Raw genomic sequence first — 23,332 nt, forward strand, 5'->3', positions numbered from 1 at the left:
ATGTCAGAACTGGGTCAGCAATTAAAGGAGGCCCGGCTGCAAAAAGGATTGAGCCTTGACGATGTTCAGGAAATGACGAAGATACGCAAACGTTATCTGGAAGCCATTGAGACGGGCGATTACAAAGTGCTGCCGGGAAGCTTTTATGTCAGAGCTTTTATTAAAACATATGCTGAAACGGTCGGGTTGAATCCTGATGAGATTCTGGAAGGGCATCAAAGCAATGTGCCTGAACCTGAACCGGAAGCAGTCATGGAGCCTGTTACACAGAAACGCTCCAGCCGTCCCGCCACGATTGGTAATCTTAAATGGTTGCCTACAGCGTTAATGTGGCTTTTTCTAGTTCTCATTGTTGGGGTTATTTATGCTTATTGGGTGAGCAACAACCATTCAACTCCAAAAACAGCAGAAAACACAACACCGATTACTACACCAAGTACAACACCAAGTACAACACCGAGTACAACACCGAGTACAACACCAAACACGTCTACTCCTGATACCACTACGACACAGCCGAACAATGGTCAAACGACGGCTCCAAATGGTGCTGGTGGGCAGACTCCTGGTGCGGGGCAAACCGGGCAAACTCAGCCAAATGGTACGGGGAATACGGATGCTACTACTCCAAATACTGGACAACAGCCGGATACGACTACTCCACAACAAGGTGTAACTGTGGCACAGGACGGCAAGCAAGGCAAGACGACGATTTTTAAAGTTTCCAGTGCAACGGGAGCCACAGCCAAGGTTGATATTAAAGCTACGGGTGAAAGCTGGCTTGAAGTGTACAAGGGAGAAAATTCCCGTGGAGAAAAGCTGAGTTATGGTATGACTAAAAGTGGAGATGCCATGTCTTTCGATATTGGTCCAGAAGGTTTATATATCAAATCAGGGCGGTCTTCTGCCACAGATATTTCCGTAGCAGGTCAACCGATAACAGATAATAAATCGACTACTCGTGTACTGATACAGCAAGGAGAAGCCTCTTCGACCGGAACGAGTGCAGGGGTGACGGGTTTACCTGCAGATTCTACGACAGGTAGCAGTACGGATTCAGCACAAAGTGGTACAGATTCTACAACTACTAATGGTGAATAAACGCCTTGGTGCGAGGAAATACTAATGACTGTAATTCCTGGAAAGGCAGTCATTTCATTTTCCGCAAAGTGAGGTGTATACGTTATGACCGTCAGCTGGATTGTGACTGGGCTCGGTATAATTGTCAGTTTACTGGGCTATTATCTGACACCGAATGCATGGGGCTATGGCATACTGGGCTTTGGTCTTGCTCACATTGTGCTTGGACTTTTGGATATGTTCCGAACTCCAACACGAAGCCATAATTAGATATTTTGACCGTAAATGAAATAAAGGCGTTTTTGTCAGGAAAACTGGCAAGAACGCCTTTTTAGTCAACCGATTATTGGATTTTTGTAAATGACTAGCCTATAATTAGATATTGAACTTTGTTGTGGAAAGGAAAGTGAAACGATGGCTTCAGAAAATTCATTTGATATCGTCTCCAAAATGGATATGCAGGAGTTAACAAATGCGGTTCATCAGACGGAGCGTGAAATTGAAACACGATTTGATTTCAAGGATAGCAAAAGTAGCCTCAAGCTTGAGAAAGAAGCTCTTACGATTGCATCGGAAGACGAATACAAGCTGAATGCGGTGATTGATATTTTGCAGTCTAAAATGGCTAAACGAGGTCTGTCCCTCAAAAATGTGGAGTATGGCAAATTGGAACCCGCTTCTCTAGGTTCAGTGCGTCAGCGTCTTTCGCTGAAGCAGGGAATTGATCAGGATAATGCCAAGAAAATTAACATTCTTATTCGGGACTCCAAGCTAAAAGTTAAAAGTCAGATTCAAGGTGATCAAATCCGGGTGACCGGGAAAAACAGGGATGATTTACAGGCGATCATTCAATTGCTACGTAAAGCTGATTTGCCATTGGAGCTTCAATTTACAAACATGAAATAAAGACGTTTTCCCTCATATATTTTGCAGGAAAAACGTTGCTTGATGTGCGGCAGGTTATTTTGACATGCGTTTTGCGCCATATTATACTTGTAACGAAAATGCAGACAATTCAGGTGTATAGCGCTCGCCGAAAGCGATTTACATAGGGTTGAATTTAATCCGAAAACTGCCATTTGTAATCAAGTACGATAATCAGGGGAGAGTGTGTTGTGAATTTACCCAACAGAATTACAATAACGCGGATTTGCCTTATCCCGGTGATGATGCTGGCTTTGCTGGTGGACTTTGATTTTTATCCGCCACCGATTGAGATCGGAGCTTTCAAGCTGCCGTATAATCAGCTGATTGCGGCTATCATTTTCCTTGTAGCAGCCAGCACGGACGGTCTTGACGGGTATTTGGCACGTAAAAATAATATGGTCACCAATTTGGGCAAGCTGTTGGACCCCCTTGCTGATAAGCTTTTGGTAACCGCCATTTTGGTTTCCTTGGTAGAAATGGGGAAAATTGATTCGTGGATTGTTGTTGTGATTGTTAGCCGTGAGTTTGCGGTTACGGGGCTGCGTCAGATTGCCTTGCTGGATGGGTCTGTGGTTGCTGCAAGCAATTGGGGCAAATTAAAGACGATCATTCAGATTGTTGCTATAGTAGCGCTGCTCATTAATAATTTCCCGTTTGTTTTTCTTGGTATACCGTTTGATTTAATAGCGATATGGGCAGCGGTGTTGATCACCATTTATTCGGGTATTGATTATTTCGTGAAAAATATCCATTTGCTGAGCTCCTCCAAGGTTTAACAGTATAAATTTTATGGAAACAGCAATAGGGACTAAACTTATTGCTGTTTCTTTATATAATTCCCATCATATTCGCAGTACAGGAGGAAGAATTGATGAAAGCTGAAATAATTGCGGTAGGAACAGAGTTATTGCTCGGACAAATAGTGAATACAAATGCTCAATATTTGTCACAAGAGTTGGCTACAATTGGAATCGATGTATATTTTCAGACTGTGGTTGGCGATAACATAGATCGGCTTCAGGAAGCCATAAGAATTGCTCAGAAGCGTGCGGATATTATTTTATTTTCTGGCGGTCTGGGACCGACCCAGGATGATTTGACGAAAGATGCGATAGCGTCTGTATTGGGGCGAAAATTGCACATAGATCGTCTTGCAATGGACAAGCTAGATCAATTTTTTCGTAACCGTGGGGTAGAAATGACCGAAAATAACCGCCGGCAGGCGCTTTCTATTGAAGGTGCTACTCCGCTTGAAAATGAGACAGGGCTAGCTGTGGGCGACGCAATTGCACAGGATGGTAAATTTTATGTAGTTTTGCCTGGACCTCCTAAGGAACTCAAACCGATGTTTGCAAACCAGGCCAAACCTTGGTTGCTTCAGCAGGCATTGAGCGGTGAGGAAATGCCAATTTATTCAAAAATGCTAAAATTTGCAGGGATTGGTGAGTCAGCTCTTGAAACCCGTTTGTTAGATCTGATCCAATCCCAGACAGACCCCACGATTGCTCCTTATGCCAAGGAAGGGGAAGTCACGATCCGTATATCCACCAAGGCGGCCAGCGAAAGTGAAGCATTGATTAAGCTGACGGCTACGGAAGTAGAAATTCAGCAGCGTCTTTCGGAATTTATGTATGCAAGCGAAGATGTTACGCTGGAGAAGGTTATCGTAGATCTAATGGCCAATCGCGGACTCACTGTGAGTGCGGCAGAAAGCTGTACAGGTGGACTGCTGATGGAACACCTCACTTCTATACCTGGCAGTGCTACTATGTTTCAAGGTGGCATCGTGTGCTATTCCAATGAAATGAAGATGAAATTACTCAACGTGCCTTGTGATTATTTAGAGGGGGATCAAGCGCCAGGTGCAGTGAGTAAGGAAGTGGCCCTTGTGCTTGCAGAGCAGGCGAGAATGATCATGGACAGCGATTTTGGACTTTCAGTTACTGGTGTAGCCGGACCTGGGTATTCCGAACGTAAGCCAGTCGGTCTAGTGTATATTGGCATTGCTGAACGCGACAAGGAAACGGAAGTACATGAACTGAGACTGAGTGGTAACCGCGAAACAATCCGACTGCGATCAGTCAAAGCGATTCTGTACAGATTGTGGCGCAGGCTGGTAGAGAACGAGAAACTCTCTTAATCATCTATGTACAGTGTGGGTCGTAGAGTTGTTTTAGATAGATATTCATGATATAATCACCTTATCGGAAGAACCGTTGCAAAGCCTTTTGCCAGCGGTTCTTTTTTTGTTTTAAGAGACAGGTGTAATTACAGAAGAGAGCTGTGTGAATAAAAAAACGAATGTATGTTCGAAAAAATGCTTGGCAAGCGTGTCAAAACAAGGTATTATTAAAGTACAAACAATGAAGGATGTGAGTTTATTGTCAGATCGTCGTGCTGCGCTGGATATGGCGCTCCGTCAAATAGAAAAGCAATTTGGTAAAGGTTCCATTATGAAGTTGGGTGAGTCTACCCACATGCAAGTGGAAACGATCCCCAGTGGTTCGATTGCTTTGGATATTGCGTTAGGAACGGGCGGCTTTCCAAGAGGCCGGGTTATTGAAATATACGGACCGGAATCATCCGGTAAAACGACAGTAGCTCTTCACGCTATCGCAGAGGTGCAAAAAACAGGCGGACAAGCCGCCTTTATCGACGCCGAGCATGCGCTTGATCCGTCGTATGCAAGCAAGCTGGGTGTCAATATTGATGAGTTGTTACTATCGCAACCAGATACAGGAGAGCAGGCGCTTGAGATTGCCGAAGCCCTTGTACGTAGTGGAGCAGTAGACATTGTAGTTGTTGACTCCGTAGCGGCACTTGTGCCGAAGGCAGAGATTGAAGGCGAAATGGGAGATTCCCATGTCGGTCTTCAAGCACGTCTGATGTCGCAGGCATTGCGTAAGCTGTCTGGAGCCATTAACAAATCGAAAACTATTGCTATTTTTATTAACCAGCTACGTGAAAAAGTAGGTGTTATGTTCGGTAACCCTGAAACAACACCAGGTGGACGTGCCTTGAAGTTTTACTCTACGGTACGTTTGGATGTTCGTCGTATTGAAAGTTTGAAAATGGGTAACGACATTGTGGGTAACCGCACACGTATTAAAGTCGTGAAGAATAAAGTTGCCCCTCCATTCCGTCAGGCTGAAGTGGACATTATGTACGGTGAGGGCATTTCCAAAGAAGGTAGCTTGATCGATATCGGTACGGAGCATGACATTGTCGACAAGAGTGGAGCTTGGTATTCCTACGAAGGTGAGCGCCTTGGTCAGGGACGTGAGAATGCGAAGCAATTTTTGAAGGAAAATCCGAACATTGCTAGTACGATCGAGCAAAAAATTCGGGTGGCAAGCAATTTGATTACGACGGTTGCTCCGCCTACAGAAGAAGAGTTGGCACAGCAAGCCAAGGAAGAACAGGAATTGTTGGAGCTTGAATAAAGCTTGGTGAATCCTGATTTGTGAACTGGAGCCAGGGTTATGGCACAATCCGGTTGAATAGCATGATTCTGATGCCCTGCACAGTTGTGCAGGGCATTTTTGCATCAATTAAAGCTGCTTTGTCAGCGGAATCTAACTTTTGCGTAGCAGTTGTCCAAAGACTGCTTTCGTGAATTTCAAAGTGAGGGAAACATATTGCAGTTGGACGATGAAGATGAATATTCTGCGGAAGCAAATAAGCAACAAGAGATTTCTCTTTTTCCGGATCATGAGGAATTGATGATTACTAGGGTAGAGCAGGGACAGGGACGCAAACGTGGACGCTATATCATTCATTTTGGCCCGTATTCATTGTCTGTATTAGAAGATGTAATGATCAAGTACAATATGTTCAAAGGAACGTCATTCGTCAAAAAAGAACTGGAAGATATTGTTCTGGCAGATGAAAAGCAACAGGCCTATGTACTCGCGCTTCGATATTTGGGGCGAAAGCCTCGCACACGTCAGGAAATTGCCCAGCGTTTGGTGCAAAAAGAACTGGATCAGTCTGTTATTGACGAAGTAATGGTCCGACTGGAAAGGGAGCAACTCGTGGATGATGATTTGTACGCCCGCCAATGGGCAAGGCAGCGTATAACTAGCCAACGTAAGGGGAAGATGTGGGTTAGGCAAGAACTCCGTCAGAAAGGCATCTCTAAAGCCTCTATTGGGGAAGCGTTAGGTGAAATCACCGATAATGAGGAGTGGGAGAGTGCTTTGACGATCGGACGTAAGAAATGGAATCAGGTACGTGGTGATATAACGGAGAAAAAAAGGAAAACCTACCCTTTTCTCATGAGACGCGGATATTCGGGGGATATGACACGCCGAGTGGTCAATCATCTCACTGCGGCCGAGCATGACGCTGCTTCAGATGACGAGGAATTGTTGCAGTGGGAGGAATAATTGCCAAACGGCTGCTGAACCTTGGGCTAGTATGAACGGATAGGATGAGCTAGTTATTACATGGAAAGCTGCATGGTACTCTACTAATGTTTGCATTCCCTTGACAATGCCATTTGTCAAATAATAAAATATATATGAAACGATACTTGTGGAACGCCCTTTTTCCTTCCAAAAAAGCGGAATCCACCGGTGAGTTCTCATCGCCAAATAACAAGTGATGCCGCTATGCCAGGCGGAATTGTACATGTGAAAGCATGTGCATATGAAATGAAACGACCTTGTGTCGTTATCTTAGTTTGACGATCAAAGTAAATGTGACAATTGCAAAAAGTCCCAAGGAATGCCTTGGAGGAACCAACGGGGAGGTGAACAGTATGATGACTGCGATCTGGTTCGTTCTCGTTGCTGTAGCCGCGTTATTCTTTGGGTTCGGGATTGGTTATTTTATTCGCAAATCTATTGCAGAAGCTAAGATCTCCAGTGCGGAAGAAGCTGCCGCGCAAATCGTGGAGAACGCGAAAAAAGAGGCAGAAGCGCTGAAGAAGGAAACGGTATTGGAAGCGAAAGATGAAATTCACCGCATCCGTGCCGAAGCTGAAAAAGAAACTCGTGAACGTCGCAATGAAATTCAACGACAGGAACGAAGATTGCTGCAAAAAGAAGAATCGCTGGATAAAAAATTGGAATCGCTGGAACGCAAAGAAGAACAGGTGGCCAACAAAGAGAAACGAATCGATGAAACCCAGCAGCAAATTGATTTGATTTACAAGAGTCAGGTAACTGAGTTGGAGCGTATTTCCAATCTGACGATGGAGGATGCAAGAAGTATTATTCTGACCAACGTAGAGCAGGAAGTTCGTCATGAAACAGCTCAGATGATTAAAGAAATTGAACAGCAGGCCAAAGAAGAAGCGGACAAAAAGTCTCGTGAAATCATCACACTGGCCATCCAACGCTGTGCGGCAGATCATGTAGCAGAAACGACGGTTTCTGTCGTCACATTGCCGAACGAAGAAATGAAAGGCCGGATTATCGGGCGCGAAGGCCGTAATATCCGTGCACTTGAAACCCTTACAGGAATTGACCTCATTATTGATGATACGCCGGAAGCTGTTATTTTGTCCGGATTTGATCCGATTCGTAGAGAGATTGCGCGTACTGCGCTTGAAAAGCTCGTAGCGGACGGACGGATACATCCGGCTCGTATTGAAGAGATGGTGGAAAAATCCCGTAAAGAGGTGGACGAACGAATCCGTGAATATGGTGAGCAGGCCACCTTTGAGGTGGGCGTGCATAGCTTACATCCGGATTTGATCAAGATCTTGGGACGTCTTAAGTTCCGTACGAGTTACGGACAGAACGTATTAAAGCACTCGATGGAAGTTGCATACTTGACAGGTCTAATGGCCGGGGAACTGGGCGAAGACGTTGTACTGGCAAGACGGGCAGGATTGCTGCATGACATCGGGAAGGCGCTGGATCACGAAGTGGAAGGATCGCACGTTGAAATTGGCGTGGAACTGGCGAAGAAGTACAAGGAACACCCGGTCGTCATCAACAGCATTGCTTCACATCACGGCGACTGCGAAGCGACTTCAGTGATCGCCATGCTGGTTGGGGCGGCAGATGCTCTATCAGCAGCAAGACCGGGAGCGCGGCGTGAAACGCTAGAGACGTACATCCGTCGTCTTGAGAAGCTGGAACGCATCTCCGAATCTTTTGAAGGCGTTGAAAAATCATACGCGATTCAAGCCGGACGCGAAGTTCGTGTCATGGTACAGCCAGAGAAAATTGATGATGCGGAAGCATTCCGACTGGCCCGCGATATTACGAAAACGATTGAGAATGAACTGGACTATCCGGGACATATCAAAGTTACTGTTATTCGCGAGACCCGTGCGGTAGAATACGCAAAATAAAAGCATTTCAATGAAAAGTGGCCACTGTTTGTAGGGCCACTTTTCATTTATGTAAGGCAGACTAGGGAGGGCTTTCTATCAACGTATTATTTATTGGAGACATCGTCGGCAGTGTAGGCAGAAAGGCACTGAGGGAAAATCTTCCTTCGCTCAAATCAAAATACAATCCGCATGTTATTATCGTGAACGGAGAAAATGCAGCTTCGGGAAGAGGCATAACCCCTGCTATCGCCAGAGAGTTTTTTGATTGGGGCGTCCATGGGATTACGATGGGAAATCATACTTGGGACAATAAGGAAATATTTGATTTTATAGATGATGAGCCACGGATCATTCGCCCGGCTAACTTTCCACCAGGAACACCGGGCCGAGGTTATACCGTTGTAAAGGGTGGAGGTAAGGAGCTGGCTATTGTTAATCTGCAAGGTAGAACCTTTTTGCCAGCTATTGACGATCCATTCCGTGCAGCAGATGAAATTGTCGATGAGTTGCGCAAAAAACATAAACATATCCTAGTTGATTTTCACGCCGAAGCAACCTCGGAAAAAATCGCTATGGGTTGGCATTTGGATGGACGTGCTTCAATCGTGGTAGGTACGCACACACATGTACAGAGCAATGACGATACAATTTTGCCACAAGGAACTGCGTATCAGACAGATGCGGGAATGGTAGGTCCTTATGAGGGAGTGCTTGGAATGCAGAAAGAGGCTGTGTTACAGAAATTCCAGACCCAGCTTCCGGTGCGTTTTCAAGTGGACATGGGCAAATGGCATTTCCATGCCATCAGCGTAGAGCTGAATGATAACGATGGAAAAGCCCGCAAAATTCAGAAAATCAGACTCAAAGAAGATGAATGGCGGATGGATTAACTTTTTTGTAAGCTGCTTAAGGAAAGAATAAGGAAAACTGTCACCAAAAAGCAGGAATTTTTTGCTGACCCTCGAATAACATCTAATAGTGGAATCAAACCATCATCATTCCCAGGGGAGGTACTTACTATGGATGTATTAAAAGTATCAGCAAAATCCAATCCTAATTCAGTTGCAGGCGCACTCGCAGGAGTACTGCGTGAACGCGGAAATGCAGAATTACAGGCGATTGGAGCGGGTGCACTAAACCAAGCCATTAAAGCGGTAGCCATTGCCCGGGGATTTGTCGCACCAAGCGGAGTGGATTTGATTTGTATTCCTGCTTTTACAGACATTGTTATTGATGGAGAAGATCGGACTGCGATCAAATTGATTGTAGAGCCAAGATAATAAATGTAAGTTGCCTGAGCCTGTTTACGATTTGTAAACGGGCTTTTTTGCATTGTGAGTCTGTTACTATGATTTTTAAAATAAATTTGTGGTGCTTCAATCTATAAATGGAGGTAAGATGCATGAATGATAAGCTAAAAGTGAATTGGCCAGTTGTTGACTTTCATTGTGATGTGTTATGTAAAATGCAGCTCGATGCGCAGATCGATTTCAGTCATCCATCGCTTGATGTCACAAAAGAACGTTTGCTAGAAGGTAACGTGCAGTTGCAAACGTTTGCTATATATATTTCACAGGTATTAGGCACACCAAGATTTGAGCATGTGGTACGTCAAATTGAGCTGTTCAGGCAGCATGTTACCTCTATCTCCGGTGGGTTGAGACCATTGCTGTGGAAGGAAGACTTGGCAATGTGGAAAAATGCGTCCGCAGTGCATCAGGAAGAGCAAGTAAAGCAGGCAGGAGAAGAGAAGCGCACGGAAAAGATAACGTATTTGGATGGTAATGGGACGGATCATATATGGGCACCTTGGGCTTTGCTCTCACTGGAGGGGGTAGATGCGCTGGAAGGGAACCCTTTTTATGCAGAATTATGCTATGCCATGGGAATACGATTGATTGGGCTGACATGGAATTATGCGAACTGGGCAGCTGACGGCATTATGGAACATAGAGGTGGCGGGCTGACTAGCAAGGGGCGCGATTTGGTCAATCGCTGTAATGACCTGGGACTGCTGTTAGATGTGTCGCATCTGTCCGTACAGGGCTTCTGGGAGGTGCTGGAGGAGGCTACTCTACCGCCCATCGCCTCGCATTCGAATGTCTTTGCGAGATGTGCTCATCCTCGTAATCTGCGGGATGAACAGATTCGTGCACTGATCGCCCGTAACGGACGGATTGGTTTGACCTTCGTCACCATGTTTCTCAAAGAGCAGGATACAGTAACTGCTGAGGATCTGCTACCGCATATTGAGCATATTTGTTCATTAGGGGGCGAAAGGCATTTGATGTTTGGCTCTGATTTTGACGGTATCGAGCACCATGTGCAAGGCTTGGAACACTCGGGGAAATATCCGGCTTTTGCAGAACTGCTGCTGAAGCATTACCCTGAGGAGCTAGTCAAAGGATGGCTGGGAGGTCATGCCCTGGAATACCTGCAAACGAATCTGCCTTCTAAAATGTCTTCTTAAATAGCTATTTAAGGGGATGTTTTGGCTGCGAACACTCTTGACAAAGCGAGAACGATTACGAAATAATGAGAAGTATCTTAGATTTTAAATAATATTTGCAGAAATACGGCAGACAATGGAGCGAGACTGATGGTGCACCATGCTGCACCGCTATACCAGAGGGGGCTCCATTACACAATGTTAATAAAAAAGGTTACCTGGCTTGAACTCTTTTATGACTTACTATTCGTAGCTGCTGTCTCTAAGGCCACTCATGTTTTACTACATGTTGAGCATGGTAGTATCTCGTGGGAACATATGGAGAAGTTCATTATGATTTTTATCCCGATATGGTGGGCTTGGGTGGGGCAAACTGTCTACAACAACCGTTTTGGTCAAGACAGTATAACGCATCGAATCTTTATGATCCTGCAATTGTTTTTCGTGTTAATCATGACTGCCAGTTTGAATATAGATTTTGATGCGTATTATGTATCTTTTTTTGTTGGCTATATTGGGTTAAGAGGTTTAACTGTCGTTCAATATTTACTTTCGGCGCCCAAAGAAACGGCTCATAAACAGGAAACAGCTCGTTTTTTCGGAACCTATTTTTGGATTGGAATAGTCATCTCTAGTTTCTCCCTTTTCTTTGACTCTTGGGTTCGATATTTGATTTTATATACCGGTATAGCTGTTGATATCCTCGTTCCTTTGATTGGTCGTAAAAAGTTGGTGATCACACCAATCCATACGGAGCATCTTTTAGAACGATTTGCACAGTTCACCTTAATTCTGCTTGGCGAATCTGTGATAAGTATGCTTTCTGTTTTACAATCCGATCATTTTACGGTTTCTTCCGTTGTATTTGCCGCTTTGGCTTTTATATTAGTCATCGCAATCTGGTGGCAATATTTTGAGAATATGGAGAAGCGCGTAGATAAATCAAAACAATCAGCAGGACAGACTATTATTTATGGTCATTTGTTTATTTATCTTTCCCTTAGCATGCTAGCTGCTTCGATTCAGCTCTTGTTTTTGGGACAAGTAGACTATATCTTTGTGCTTTGCTTTACCTTTGCTTCTGTTTTTATTTACTTTTTGTCGGTTTTACTGGTATTTCATCAGTACAGATTAAGTCATCTTAAACCCCGTCTCAGAGTCATTTTTTTCTTAACTGGAATACTCTGTGTCCTGTTTATCCTTAATATATTTATTGTCGTCCCCCCTCATCTCATTGTAGCTGAAATCATGCTTTTCTTTCTCCTGTTCGCTAAAACGACGATTTGATCTGATTTATAGGGATGATATTTAACGATGATTGGGGCGAAAAAGGGAACTTTATACGCTCTTCTTTTCTTTCTTGGCAAAATAGGAGTATAATAGCATGGATGTGTAAAGTATTGTATAGAGAAAAAGGAGTGACCACACGATGAGTAAAATCGTACCTGTCGGCGTTTCCGCCCGTCATATTCACCTGACTCAAGAGCATATTGAAATTTTGTTCGGAGCAGGCTATCAATTAACCGAATTTAAACCTTTGTCCCAACCAGGACAATTTGCCGCAAATGAAACGGTAGCTGTAATTGGTTCTAAGGGCCAATTTGATAAGGTTCGCATTTTGGGACCTGCTCGTCCCGCTTCCCAGTTGGAAATTTCTCGCACTGATTCCTTTGCTATTGGTGTAAAAGCACCTGTACGCGAATCGGGTAGCATTGATGGTACACCAGGAATCACAGTAAAAGGACCAGCTGGTGAAGTGGAACTGCAAGAAGGCGTGATTGTAGCAGCCCGCCATATTCATTTCCATACATCTGATGCAGCTAAATGGGACATTAAGGACAAGCAGTTGCTGAAAGTACGTGTTGGCGGCGAACGTGGTCTTGTATTTGAAAATGTTCTTGCACGTGTGTCCGATTCTTTTGCTTTGGATATGCACATTGATACAGATGAAGCGAACGGTGCCGGTGTGAAAAACGGTGACAACGCTGAAATCGTAGACTAATATACACGATTTAAATGCCGGAAGGCTTAAAGAGTCCGATTCTTGCAAAAGAATCGGGCTTTTTACATACTATATAATTCACAAATACTTCACTTATGTACAAAAAGAACATGAGTTCACTTTGCACTCAATGGTATCTGCGGTTGATCTATGGCGATGGCCTATAAATCATGCTATAATTTAGTGTAATGCCTTTTTTAAAGGTTTTTTTAGAACTTAAAATAAATTTACCCATGCCTAAAGATACAGTAAAATCACAAATTAGCTCGTGAAATAGATGGTGTAAGGAGTGACTAAGGAATGGAAAAGAAAACAAAAGATTACTCCAAATATTTTGATTTCTCGGATGCGAAGATTATTTCTGAAGATGAGCATAGCAAAAAGATCCGTATTCGCGGACGTGAAATCAACATTATGGCGGAGCCGAACCATAGAAAAGAAAAGCAACGCGGTAAAGAGGATGTACAGGTATTATATGATAACGCAGTCCCGGATGAGCTAAAGCATATCGGTGAGGGAAAGCATTACATCGTATACACATTTGGTTGCCAAATGAACGAGCATGATTCCGAAACCATAAAAGGTTTGCTGGAGCAAATGGGCTACCAATCAACCGAGGATCGGAAGGAAGCAGACATCATTTTACTAAACACTTGTGCTATCCGTGAAAATGCGGAGGATAAAGTGTTTGGCGAGCTGGGTCACCTCAAGCATCTCAAAACAGAAAAGCCAGGACTGCTGCTCGGCGTGTGTGGCTGCATGTCACAGGAAGAGAACGTCGTTAACCGGATTATGCAAAAACACGGTTTTGTCGATATGATTTTTGGTACCCATAATATTCATCGTCTGCCTCAGCTCGTCAAGGAAGCACTCTTTAGCAAAGAAATGGTGGTCGAAGTGTGGTCTAAGGAAGGCGACATTATCGAAAACTTGCCGAAGAAGCGCGAGGGTATGCGGGCTTGGGTGAACATTATGTACGGCTGTGATAAATTTTGCACCTATTGCATTGTTCCCTTTACACGTGGTAAGGAAAGAAGCCGTCGTCCAGAGGATGTTATCGCTGAAGTACGGGATTTGGCACGTCAAGGTTTTAAAGAAATCACCTTACTGGGGCAGAATGTTAACGCTTATGGTAAGGATTTGAAAGATTTGAATTACAGATTCGGGGATCTGATGGATGATATGCGCAAAATCAATATCCCGCGTGTACGTTTTACAACATCACATCCACGTGATTTTGATGACCATTTGGTAGAAGTGCTCGGTAAGGGTGGTAATTTGGTGGAGCATATCCATCTGCCTGTTCAATCCGGTAATACGGATATATTGAAGAAAATGAACCGAAAATATACCCGTGAGCGTGTTCTGGAACTGGCAGCGAAGATTAAAGCAGCTGTTCCGCATGTTTCTCTGACAACGGATATCATTGTAGGTTTCCCGGGCGAAACAGACGAGCAGTTTGAAGATACTCTATCTTTGGTGCGCGAGGTCGGCTATGACTTTGCCTACACATTCATTTATTCACCACGTGAAGGTACGCCAGCTGCTTCGATGGAAGATAATGTGCCTATGTCGGTCAAAAAAGAGCGTCTCCGGCGTCTGAACATTGCGGTGAACCAAAACAGCCTTCGCTTTAATAGTCGATTGCGTGGCGAAGTGGTTGAAGTGTTGGTGGAAGGCGAGAGCAAAAATGACAGCAAAGTGCTTGCCGGTCGGACCCGTTCCAATAAGCTTGTACATTTTGAGGGTTCTCAGGACCTGATTGGTTCCTTTGTTCAAGTGAAAATTACGGAACCTATGACCTTTTACATCAAAGGTGATCTGGTTGAAACGGCTGTAGCAGTTAACGGATAAAAGAATATTCTAGCGGGTTGCATGCGGTCTGAGTAAGGTTGTGTGCAGGGCCGTCTAAGTGAGAAAAGGAGCGATGGACAATGACAGAGGAGCGGTTGCAACAAACAGAACTTCAATCGGCGGCGCGCCAGCATGATCATTTGGTCAATCGCGAAATGATATTGGCAAAAGCCAAAGAATTAGCAGGTATTTTGGGTAGCAGTGAGGAAGTACAGGTATTCCGGAAAGCAGAAGAAAAGATTCAGGATCATGGGCGCATTCAGCAACTGATTGCAACGATGAAAAAGAAGCAAAAGGAAATTGTTGCATTTGAATCCTTAAAAAATCAAAAAATGATTGCCAAAATAGAGGCCGAGCTACAGGAGCTACAGGAAGAACTTGATGGTATTCCAATTGTAACGGAGTTTCAGCAGAGTCAGGTGGAAATTAATGAGCTACTGCAAATGGTGATCATGGCGATTCGTGATACCGTTGCTGAGAAGGTGAACGTTGAAGAGGGAAAAAGTACTTCCTCGTCGAATTGCAGTGATTAATGAAATTTATGGTGTGGAGGCGTAGCTTCCACGCCTTTTTTTCGAAAGCAATTTGCCATCGTATATATTTATAAGACATCAAGAGAAATGGGACAACATAGAAGGGATGGAAGCAAGGGAATGGATAAGTTCGGTAAGATGCTAGAGGGCGAAAATAATACTTTTTGGGAGTATTTAGGGTGTGAGCTGATTGCAGCTGATGCAAACGAGGTACAGATCGCTTTGGAAGCCAAACAAGAGCATACCAATGTGATGGGTATTGTCCATGGGGGTGTGCTTACTTCATTGATGGATCAGGCGATGGGGATGGTCAGTATGGCTTCACGAAATATGGATCCATGTGTAACGACGAACCTGAATGTTCATTTCTTGTCAGCCATGAGGCAAGGCCGACTGGAGGTTAGGGCGCGGATTCTTCATCAGGGAGGTCGGACTATAACCACTGAGGCGGAAGTAAGGGATAGTGAAGGCACACTTGGGTCTACATCTACAGCAACCTTCCGAGTATTACGTACACAAGCAAGTGATTCAGGTAAGGCCTGACGCTTGACAAAAATTTTTATTATGTCATAATGAATTTATCAAAACGATATAATATGGTGATGCCAATGGATAGCAATCGTATAAACGAAGAGGCGCAAAAGGCGTCGTATAACATTAAGAAATACCGCACTCCAGATGGAGCTCCGGCGGATATCGTTATGTTTACCTTAACGAAGCGGGAGCGCAAGACGGTAACAAAGACATTGCCGATTCGGGAGCTGAAAGTGATGCTCATCAAGCGCCGCAGTTGGCCGTTTGCAGGACGCTGGGCGTTGCCTGGAGGGTTTTGTCAGGAAGATGAATCCATGTATGGAGCTGCCAAGCGGGAACTGTTAGAGGAAACGGGTGTGGACGGCGGGCATCTGGAGTATTTGGGTGTATATAGTGGACCGGGACGTGATCCGCGCGGCTGGATCATATCGCATGCATTTTTTGCGCTGGTAGAAGAATGGATGTTGGAACAGCGTCAGGCGGCCGATGATGCTTCCGAGGTGGGGCTATTCACAATCCGCGAAGCGTTGGAGGAATTGGAGCTGGCATTCGATCACCGGGATATCATAGTAGATGCTTATCGCAAAATTCAGTTGCAGATGCTTCAGACGACGATCGCCAAACAGTTTTTACCGCTACATTTTACACTGGGTGAATTATATCAGGTGATACAGAGTGTCGTACCGGACTTCGAAGAGCCAAACTTTATTCGCAAAATAACATCGACTCGTAGCAGACAGGGAATTCTGGAAGAGGTGCGTGATGAGAACGGCAAACCGCTCAGTTCCAACCAGTATTCACAAAGACCGGCACAGTTGTACCGTTTTAGTGACAGAGTACCGCGTTTATCTATCTACACGTAACGTCTAATGTAATAGGTCACGCATAGAACGTACAATTTCACTTTGAGGATAAGGAGCTGACCGTACGATGCAAGCACTAATTGTGATTGATTACACGAAAGATTTTGTGGACGGTAGTTTGCCTGTAGGACAACCTGCGATTGAGTTGGATGAACGGATCGCAGCAATTACGCAGGCATATGTAGATCAAGGGGACTTTGTCGTCATGGCTGTGGATTTGCATGAGGAGAACGACCTTTATCACCCGGAGAGCAAGCTGTTTCCTCCACATAATATACGTGGAACCAACGGACGACATTTGTATGGCAAGCTCCATAGCCTCTATGAGCAACAAAGTGATCTTATCTACTGGTTGGATAAAACACGGTACAGTGCTTTTGCGGGCACAGATCTGGAACTCAGGCTGCGTGAACGTGGTATTGTGGAAGTTCATCTGATTGGTGTGTGTACGGATATATGTGTACTGCATACGGCTGTAGATGCTTATAACAAAGGTTTTGCTATTACTGTATACAAGGACGCTGTGGCGAGCTTTAATCAAGCTGGACATGATTGGGCTTTGGGTCATTTTGAGGGAAGTCTTGGAGCCGCGGTACGATCGGCTGAGGATACGGTTTTACGCCAGAAGAAGTAAAATAACTTAACGATTGTGTACCAATGTCCGATAACAAAATGGAGCCGGATATTGCTGAATCTGGGCAGATGAGGCGGTAGCGCCACAAACCTGGAGACAGTCAGAGAGGATGATTACAATGCAGTCAACGAGCCTCGCATTACATACAGATAAATATCAGATTAATATGATGTACGCCCACTGGGTGAACGGAAGTCACCAGCGTAAAGCTGTGTTCGAGGCGTATTTTCGTAAACTCCCTTTTGGTAATGGATATGCCGTGTTCGCGGGTCTGGAACGCATTGTGAATTATATTGCAAATTTGCGGTTTACAGAAGAGGACATTCGCTACCTGTCTGAACAGGAGGAGAAGTACGATCCCATGTTCATGGAGGCGCTTCGCCAGTTTAAGTTTGGTGGAACGGTCCATTCGATGAAAGAAGGGGCCCTTGTTTTTCCCAACGAGCCTCTGGTCCGTGTTGAAGGAACGATTATGGAAACGCAGCTTGTCGAAACGGCATTGCTGAATTTTATGAACTATCAGACACTTATTGCGACAAAGGCATCGCGCATCAAGCAGGTGGCAAGTGATGATACACTGCTCGAATTTGGAACACGGCGTGCGCAGGAAGCAGATGCAGCGATTTGGGGAGCACGAGCAGCTTATGTGGCTGGTTTTGACGCGACTTCTAATATGCTGGCAGGCGAACATTTTGGAATCCCGACGAAGGGGACACATGCACATTCATGGGTGCAGACCTTTATGACGGAGCAGGAGGCGTTTGACGTGTATGCGAAGGTATTGCCAGATCAGGTTACACTGCTGGTAGACACCTTTGACACGCTGGAAAGCGGTGTTCCTCATGCGATTCGGACAGCAAAAATGCTGGAGAGTCAGGGCAAGCGTATGAATGCAATCCGTCTGGATAGCGGTGACTTGGCTTATCTATCCATTCAGGCACGAGAAATGCTCGATGCTGAAGGATTAGATTACGTACAAATTGTAGCTTCCAATGATTTGGATGAAAATACGATTTTTAACCTGAAAGCCCAAGGGGCACGTATTGATGTATGGGGTGTAGGAACACAGCTTATTACGGCTTCAGATCAACCATCGCTTGGCGGGGTATACAAGCTGGTTGAACGTGAAGTGGATGGCGAAATGTTGCCGACGATCAAGATCTCGGGGAATCCAGAAAAAGTATCCACACCAGGCAAAAAGGATGTATATCGCATTGTGGATAAGAAGAAAGGGAGAGCTGTAGCCGATTATATTTCTTTTCCGGATGAAGAGCGTCCGCGTAATGGTAAGCGCCTGAAGCTGTTTAACCCTTTGCATCCGTATATGAAGAAGTATGTAGAAAATTACGAAGCCGTGCCGATGCTTGAGCCTATTTTTATAAATGGACAGAAGGTATATGAGCTTCCCGAGCTGGATGAAATTCGTGCCTACCATACTTCACAGTTGAAACTGTTCTGGCCAGAATATTTGCGGAAGCTGAACCCTGAAATTTATCGTGTAAATCTGAGCGAGAAGGTATGGGAGCTAAAGCAAAAGCTGATCGACAGCTATATGCAGCCCGAAGTTGAAGAAAAAGAATAGTTGGAAGAGGCACCTCATGAATGCATGGGGTGCCTCTTTGTGTTGAAGCATGTAGGAAATAGGAGCTTATTTATAAATTTCTCTCATCACATGTCGTAGCTCAGGGACAATAATGCGTTCCATTGCCAAACGAACGGCTCCGCGTGAGCCAGGCATAGAAAATACAGCTGTCTGGCCCACAGTGCCAGCTACAGCCCGGCTTAAGATAGCTGCTGAACCAATGTCCTCAGCAAAGCTTAAATAACGGAAGATTTCCCCAAAGCCAGGTAGTTCCTTATCCAGTAGAGAAGAGACAGCTTCATATGTAGTATCACGTGGAGAAATACCGGTACCACCTGTCAAAAGAACAGCCTCGATGTCATCCTGTGCCGCTGCTTCGGATACTAACTGCTGAATACCTTCGTAGTCATCCTTGACGATGACATATCGAACAACTGTATATCCATTGGTTTCTAGTAGATCCATGAGCAGTCGTCCCCCAGTATCTGTTTCCACGGTGCGTGTGTCCGAGACAGTCACGACCATGCAATTCACTTGTTGGGGGGATTCCTGACGGTGTTCCTCTACAGAAGACATATTCATTAAAATGTTCACTCCTTGATCGGTGGTTAGACATACACTTTTTACAATAGAGCAATGACTGAGCGTATGCAAGTCAGAAACAGGGGCTAAAAATCTATGTGATTAATATCCTTGCATTTGCACACTGGAATATAGTACACTTCCTTACATAAGTCGGGATTATATTGTTTTGTTTTATTATTGAAAGCGCGCACATCAAATGATTAACCTCAAGGGACAGCGGGTAATAGTACAGCAGGGTCAACAACTGGGAGGTAATGTAATATGAATCATTCATACCAACAATGCGTGGATGCTTGCCTGGAATGTATGAACGCTTGCAATGTATGTTACGTAGCGAGTTTGAAGGAATATGATTTAGCTATGCTGCGTGAATGTATTCGAGTGAGTAGGGAATGTGCAGAAATATGCGGATTTGCTGCCCAAATGCTGCAGCGTGGAACGGATTTTGCCGAGCAAATCTGTGAGCTGTGCGCCAAGGCCTGTGAGGTATGTGCTGCTGAATGCAGCAAGCATTCCCATGATCATTGCAATCATTGTGCAGAAGCCTGCCGTCGTTGCGTTCAGGCATGCCGCCAATTGGTGGCAGTGTAATTACATATATGGAACTAGTGCCTGAAGAGGAAATAATAGGTTGCTTTCTACTGAATAGGTTTGTATAATGAATGGAATTAACGTCACGGAACGGGAGAGTAGCAGCTGAGCCGTATCATTACAGCGAGCCGGAAGAGGTGGAAGCCGGTATGAGGTCCGATGTGAAGCGCACCCGGGAGACGGTTGATCCAACGAGCAGAACTTCTAGTAGATCAGCCCGGCAGACACCGTTATTAGTCATTGGAGTGAAATCGCGATTTGTGTAGTTAGCTTTAGCTGCACAACCGATTTACGAAGAGTGGTACCGCGGGATATTGAAGTTCTCGTCTCTTGAATGATTTCAAGAGGCGGGGGCTTTTTTTGTTAGATTCTATAAAAAGAAGGAGAGAGATCATCATGTTAATGAGGATTGCTGCTCAAGCGATATTAGCCCATACGGGCTTGGAGGAAAAAGAAATTTTATCTTTATTTGAGGTGCCTCCGCAGCCTGAATGGGGAGATGTGGCGTTTCCCTGTTTTATGCTGGCTAAAAAGTTTCGAAAGTCTCCGCAGCACATTGCACTGGAATTGGCGGAACTAGTAGGCCATAAAGAAGGTTTAACCGCTTCAGCATCGGGTGCCTATGTAAACATAACCTTGGATCGATCGGTTCATATTCCGCTTATGCTTGCTGAATTGAGCAAGGCTGATTTCCTCAGGCCTAATATCGGGAACGGGCAGCGGGTAGTTATTGATATGTCCTCGCCTAATATTGCCAAACCGTTTGGTATCGGTCATCTTCGCTCTACGGTTATCGGTGCTGCCTTGTATCGCATACTTGGTGAAACAGGTTATGTACCTATTAGTGTGAATCATCTTGGGGATTGGGGAACACAGTTTGGTAAGCAAATTGCGGCCTATAAAAGATGGGGAAATGAGGAGCAGTTACAACATGATCCGATTGGTGAATCGCTAAAGCTATATGTGCGTTTTCATCAGGAGGCCGATCATGATCCGACTTTGGAGGATGAAGGGCGCGAGTGGTTCCGACGTTTGGAACATGGGGATGCGGAGGCTCGACAACTATGGGAGTTTTTTGTTGAAATCAGTCTGGGTGAATTTGATCGTATGTACCAGCGTCTAAACATTGCATTTGACCATGTGCTGGGAGAAAGTTTTTACAATGATAGATGCAGGCAGTTATTGATCAATTAAGAGCAAAAGGATTGTTGGAGGAAAGTGATGGGGCGCTCGTAGTTCGCCTGGAAGACGAGGAACTGCCTCCGTGTCTTATTCTGAAAAAGGATGGAACCACCATTTATCCGACACGTGATCTGGCAACAGCGATTTATCGTCATGAAGTGATGAAGGCTGATCGTTTGCTGTACGTCGTTGGTGGAGAACAGAAGTTGCATTTCCAGCAGGTGTTTGCGGTGCTGAAGCATGCAGGGGAGGCATGGGCGGAGCAATGTGAGCATGTGCCGTTTGGATTAATGCGGTTTGCGGGTAAGAAAATGTCCACAAGACGTGGCAAGGTTGTGAAGCTGGAGGAGGTGCTGGATGAAGCTGTAGCGCGTGCTCAAGGCATCATTACTCAGAAGAACGCTGGTTTACAGGAACAACAGGCAATAGCGGAGGACGTTGGCATCGGGGCGATTATTTTTGGTGATTTAAAAAACAACCGGCTGAATGAAGTGGACTTTTCGTTGGAGGAGGCGCTGACCTTTGAAGGCGAGACCGGGCCTTATGTGCAGTATACTCATGCGCGCATACGCAGCCTTCTGGAGAAAGCTCACGCTCGCGCCGATGTTGATGTTAATACTAACCCTAGCGACAATGACCTTGTCCAAGATAGCCATTCTCGTGATTTGAATGGCGTATCGGATGAAATATTGGGTGACGCAGGTTGGGCGCTGCTTAAGCAATTGGGTCGCTATCACGGGCAACTGATACGTGCGGCTCGCCAACTAGAGCCTTCGGTAATTGCGAGATTTGCATTGGATACGGCCCAGGCGTTTAACCGGTTTTACGCCAAGGAAAGGATTGTCGATGGTGGACAATGGCGTATTCAGTTGGCGGAACAAACTGCCGATATTCTGGCATGCGCGCTGCAACTTCTTGGTCTGAAAGCACCGAATCGGATGTAAGCAAAGCGAACGAAGGGAGCGAGTTTTTGCTGGCGGGATGACTGCTACCCATACCTGGCTCTTCCAAAGGAATACTGTAAAAGATTAATCTGTTGCAGCCACTTTTGGGTATGCATAAATGTTGTGAGCAGAAAAGAGTTAGACGGGTACACTAATCGCAGGAATTCCACCGTTTTGCAACCAATTTGTGTATATTTGAAACATTTGATGATTCTATTGCGTCGGTAAGTATAGAAGCAAAGTAAACATGGAGGTGTATCTCATGAAAAAGAACAAAAGTGTGACAGCTGCCCTGCTTGTCGTCTGCTCATTGGCAGTGGCTACGTCGGCTTCTGCTTTTCTGGATATAAAGGGAGCTGAACAGGAGAAGATCGTAAACTCACTTCAGGACAAAGGAATTATTCAAGGAATAACCAAGGATAAATTTGCACCGGATCAAACGCTCACGTATGCACAAGGAGTACACTTGGTTGTTCGTGCAATGGATCTTCAGGTGATGCCTGATTTCACAACGGGTTCCTTTGCAAACATTCCGGCTTCCGCATGGTATGCTCAGTCCTATCGGATTGCAGCCCAACACCAAATCCCTTTGTCACCAGATATTGATCCCAGCACTCGTATGACAAGAGAACAATTTGCTAATATTCTGTATAAAGCAGTGAGTGCAACGGGTGAATATCCAACTGTCCGTATGTACATTAATGTAGCGGATGGCAAAAAACTAGATCAGGAATCTAACGCAGCAGTTCAATTCCTGCTGTTGACCAAAATTGCAAAATTGGACGAACAGAGCAATTTTAACCCGGATCGTAAAGTAACCCGGATGGAGGCAGCAGAAATGGTCTATAACGCATCCGAATTTGTGCAAAATCATAAACCAGTTGAATCCACTCCTGAAAATCCGGTTGAGCCTGCAGATCCGGTTCACCAAAATAACATTAGTATGAGTATAGAGAAGGCGAATGACCAGCAGAACAAAGTGACAATTACTCGTTTGCAGGCACCTAATCCGGGTTACGGCATTGAAGTGGATCACATCGACTACGTAGGTGATACAAATGCAGTAATTTACTACAAGTTGACTAGTCCAAAGCCAGGGGAAATGAATATTCAGGTCATTACGGATACCCACACAAGTACAATGGTAGACAGTAAGTATAAGGTTACGCTTAAAGCGGTAGATGGAACAGTGCTTCCGCCCACAGGAACAGGCACATCTGTAGCTAAATAAAATTACAAGCCATATGTTATAGATATAAATAAAACCAGCGAGCCTCCAATTT

The 23,332-nt window shown here is 44.9% G+C and carries 22 protein-coding genes, 1 pseudogene and 1 other annotated feature; of the genes and pseudogenes, 22 read left to right on the top strand and 1 reads right to left on the bottom strand.

Features of this window, described 5'->3' with window-relative positions; genetic code table 11:
- From MLD56_RS10250 to MLD56_RS10340, 19 genes are all read left to right on the top strand, one after another.
- On the top strand, nt 1-1,101 hold the full coding sequence (locus tag MLD56_RS10250) for a RodZ domain-containing protein (protein WP_029517040.1): 1,101 nt from the start codon (nt 1-3) through the stop codon (nt 1,099-1,101).
- A gap of 84 nt (nt 1,102-1,185) precedes the next feature.
- On the top strand, nt 1,186-1,350 hold the full coding sequence (locus MLD56_RS10255) for a hypothetical protein (RefSeq protein ID WP_023988236.1): 165 nt from the start codon (nt 1,186-1,188) through the stop codon (nt 1,348-1,350).
- 144 nt (nt 1,351-1,494) lie between these two features.
- The gene (locus MLD56_RS10260; protein ID WP_013309953.1) at nt 1,495-1,986 is read left to right on the top strand and encodes a YajQ family cyclic di-GMP-binding protein; all 492 of its coding nucleotides are present in this window, start codon (nt 1,495-1,497) and stop codon (nt 1,984-1,986) included.
- A 209-nt stretch (nt 1,987-2,195) separates the two neighbouring features.
- Entirely contained in the window at nt 2,196-2,783 is a 588-nt protein-coding gene (gene pgsA, locus MLD56_RS10265; protein WP_013309954.1) for a CDP-diacylglycerol--glycerol-3-phosphate 3-phosphatidyltransferase, read from the top strand.
- A gap of 95 nt (nt 2,784-2,878) precedes the next feature.
- Nucleotides 2,879-4,147 carry a competence/damage-inducible protein A gene (locus tag MLD56_RS10270; RefSeq protein ID WP_029517041.1) on the top strand — a complete coding sequence of 423 codons (1,269 nt, stop codon included), beginning with the start codon at nt 2,879-2,881 and terminating at the stop codon, nt 4,145-4,147.
- A gap of 241 nt (nt 4,148-4,388) precedes the next feature.
- Nucleotides 4,389-5,450, top strand: coding sequence for a recombinase RecA (gene recA, locus MLD56_RS10275; protein WP_023988239.1), 1,062 nt, complete (start codon nt 4,389-4,391; stop codon nt 5,448-5,450).
- Between the two features lie 195 nt (nt 5,451-5,645).
- Nucleotides 5,646-6,395, top strand: a complete 750-nt coding sequence (locus MLD56_RS10280; protein ID WP_029517042.1) for a regulatory protein RecX — start codon at nt 5,646-5,648, stop codon at nt 6,393-6,395.
- 374 nt (nt 6,396-6,769) lie between these two features.
- Nucleotides 6,770-8,314 (top strand): ribonuclease Y, encoded by a 1,545-nt coding sequence (gene rny, locus MLD56_RS10285; RefSeq protein ID WP_013309958.1) that lies wholly within the window; start codon nt 6,770-6,772, stop codon nt 8,312-8,314.
- 77 nt (nt 8,315-8,391) lie between these two features.
- Entirely contained in the window at nt 8,392-9,186 is a 795-nt protein-coding gene (locus MLD56_RS10290; protein WP_013309959.1) for a TIGR00282 family metallophosphoesterase, read from the top strand.
- A 129-nt stretch (nt 9,187-9,315) separates the two neighbouring features.
- Nucleotides 9,316-9,576 carry a stage V sporulation protein S gene (locus tag MLD56_RS10295; RefSeq protein ID WP_007430104.1) on the top strand — a complete coding sequence of 87 codons (261 nt, stop codon included), beginning with the start codon at nt 9,316-9,318 and terminating at the stop codon, nt 9,574-9,576.
- Between the two features lie 122 nt (nt 9,577-9,698).
- Nucleotides 9,699-10,766 (top strand): dipeptidase, encoded by a 1,068-nt coding sequence (locus MLD56_RS10300; protein WP_029517043.1) that lies wholly within the window; start codon nt 9,699-9,701, stop codon nt 10,764-10,766.
- Nucleotides 10,767-10,943: 177 nt separating this feature from the next.
- Nucleotides 10,944-12,032: a low temperature requirement protein A gene (locus tag MLD56_RS10305; protein WP_029517044.1), complete on the top strand. Its 1,089-nt coding sequence runs from the start codon at nt 10,944-10,946 to the stop codon at nt 12,030-12,032.
- Between the two features lie 142 nt (nt 12,033-12,174).
- Nucleotides 12,175-12,747 (top strand): phosphate propanoyltransferase, encoded by a 573-nt coding sequence (pduL, locus tag MLD56_RS10310; protein WP_013309962.1) that lies wholly within the window; start codon nt 12,175-12,177, stop codon nt 12,745-12,747.
- 300 nt (nt 12,748-13,047) lie between these two features.
- Nucleotides 13,048-14,601 (top strand): tRNA (N6-isopentenyl adenosine(37)-C2)-methylthiotransferase MiaB, encoded by a 1,554-nt coding sequence (miaB, locus tag MLD56_RS10315; protein WP_029517045.1) that lies wholly within the window; start codon nt 13,048-13,050, stop codon nt 14,599-14,601.
- An 80-nt stretch (nt 14,602-14,681) separates the two neighbouring features.
- Nucleotides 14,682-15,134, top strand: a complete 453-nt coding sequence (locus tag MLD56_RS10320; RefSeq protein ID WP_023988245.1) for a YlbF/YmcA family competence regulator — start codon at nt 14,682-14,684, stop codon at nt 15,132-15,134.
- A 120-nt stretch (nt 15,135-15,254) separates the two neighbouring features.
- Nucleotides 15,255-15,677 (top strand): PaaI family thioesterase, encoded by a 423-nt coding sequence (locus tag MLD56_RS10325; RefSeq protein WP_029517046.1) that lies wholly within the window; start codon nt 15,255-15,257, stop codon nt 15,675-15,677.
- Nucleotides 15,678-15,742: 65 nt separating this feature from the next.
- Nucleotides 15,743-16,531, top strand: a complete 789-nt coding sequence (locus MLD56_RS10330) for an NUDIX domain-containing protein (protein ID WP_023988247.1) — start codon at nt 15,743-15,745, stop codon at nt 16,529-16,531.
- Between the two features lie 67 nt (nt 16,532-16,598).
- The gene (locus tag MLD56_RS10335; protein WP_029517047.1) at nt 16,599-17,165 is read left to right on the top strand and encodes a cysteine hydrolase family protein; all 567 of its coding nucleotides are present in this window, start codon (nt 16,599-16,601) and stop codon (nt 17,163-17,165) included.
- Nucleotides 17,166-17,283: 118 nt separating this feature from the next.
- The gene (locus MLD56_RS10340; protein ID WP_023988249.1) at nt 17,284-18,747 is read left to right on the top strand and encodes a nicotinate phosphoribosyltransferase; all 1,464 of its coding nucleotides are present in this window, start codon (nt 17,284-17,286) and stop codon (nt 18,745-18,747) included.
- A 66-nt stretch (nt 18,748-18,813) separates the two neighbouring features.
- Here MLD56_RS10340 and MLD56_RS10345 read toward each other — a convergent pair whose 3' ends face one another.
- Nucleotides 18,814-19,329: a MogA/MoaB family molybdenum cofactor biosynthesis protein gene (locus MLD56_RS10345; RefSeq protein ID WP_029517048.1), complete on the bottom strand. Its 516-nt coding sequence runs from the start codon at nt 19,327-19,329 to the stop codon at nt 18,814-18,816.
- A gap of 264 nt (nt 19,330-19,593) precedes the next feature.
- On the opposite strand from MLD56_RS10345, the gene MLD56_RS10350 reads away from it, so the two are divergent.
- The 3 genes and pseudogenes from MLD56_RS10350 to MLD56_RS10360 all read left to right on the top strand — a co-directional run bounded on the left by MLD56_RS10350 (nt 19,594) and on the right by MLD56_RS10360 (nt 23,280).
- A complete protein-coding gene (locus MLD56_RS10350) occupies nt 19,594-19,923 on the top strand; it encodes a four-helix bundle copper-binding protein (protein ID WP_029517049.1) in 330 nt (109 codons plus the stop codon).
- Nucleotides 19,924-20,000: 77 nt separating this feature from the next.
- Nucleotides 20,001-20,257: a binding site (T-box leader), on the top strand.
- A 62-nt stretch (nt 20,258-20,319) separates the two neighbouring features.
- Nucleotides 20,320-22,049 (top strand): annotated as a pseudogene (argS, locus tag MLD56_RS10355) (arginine--tRNA ligase).
- Nucleotides 22,050-22,311: 262 nt separating this feature from the next.
- Nucleotides 22,312-23,280, top strand: coding sequence for an S-layer homology domain-containing protein (locus MLD56_RS10360; protein ID WP_029517050.1), 969 nt, complete (start codon nt 22,312-22,314; stop codon nt 23,278-23,280).
- The last annotated feature ends 52 nt before the right edge of the window (nt 23,281-23,332 follow it).

This window comes from Paenibacillus peoriae (assembly GCF_022531965.1).
Taxonomy (GTDB): Bacteria; Bacillota; Bacilli; order Paenibacillales; family Paenibacillaceae; genus Paenibacillus; species Paenibacillus polymyxa_D.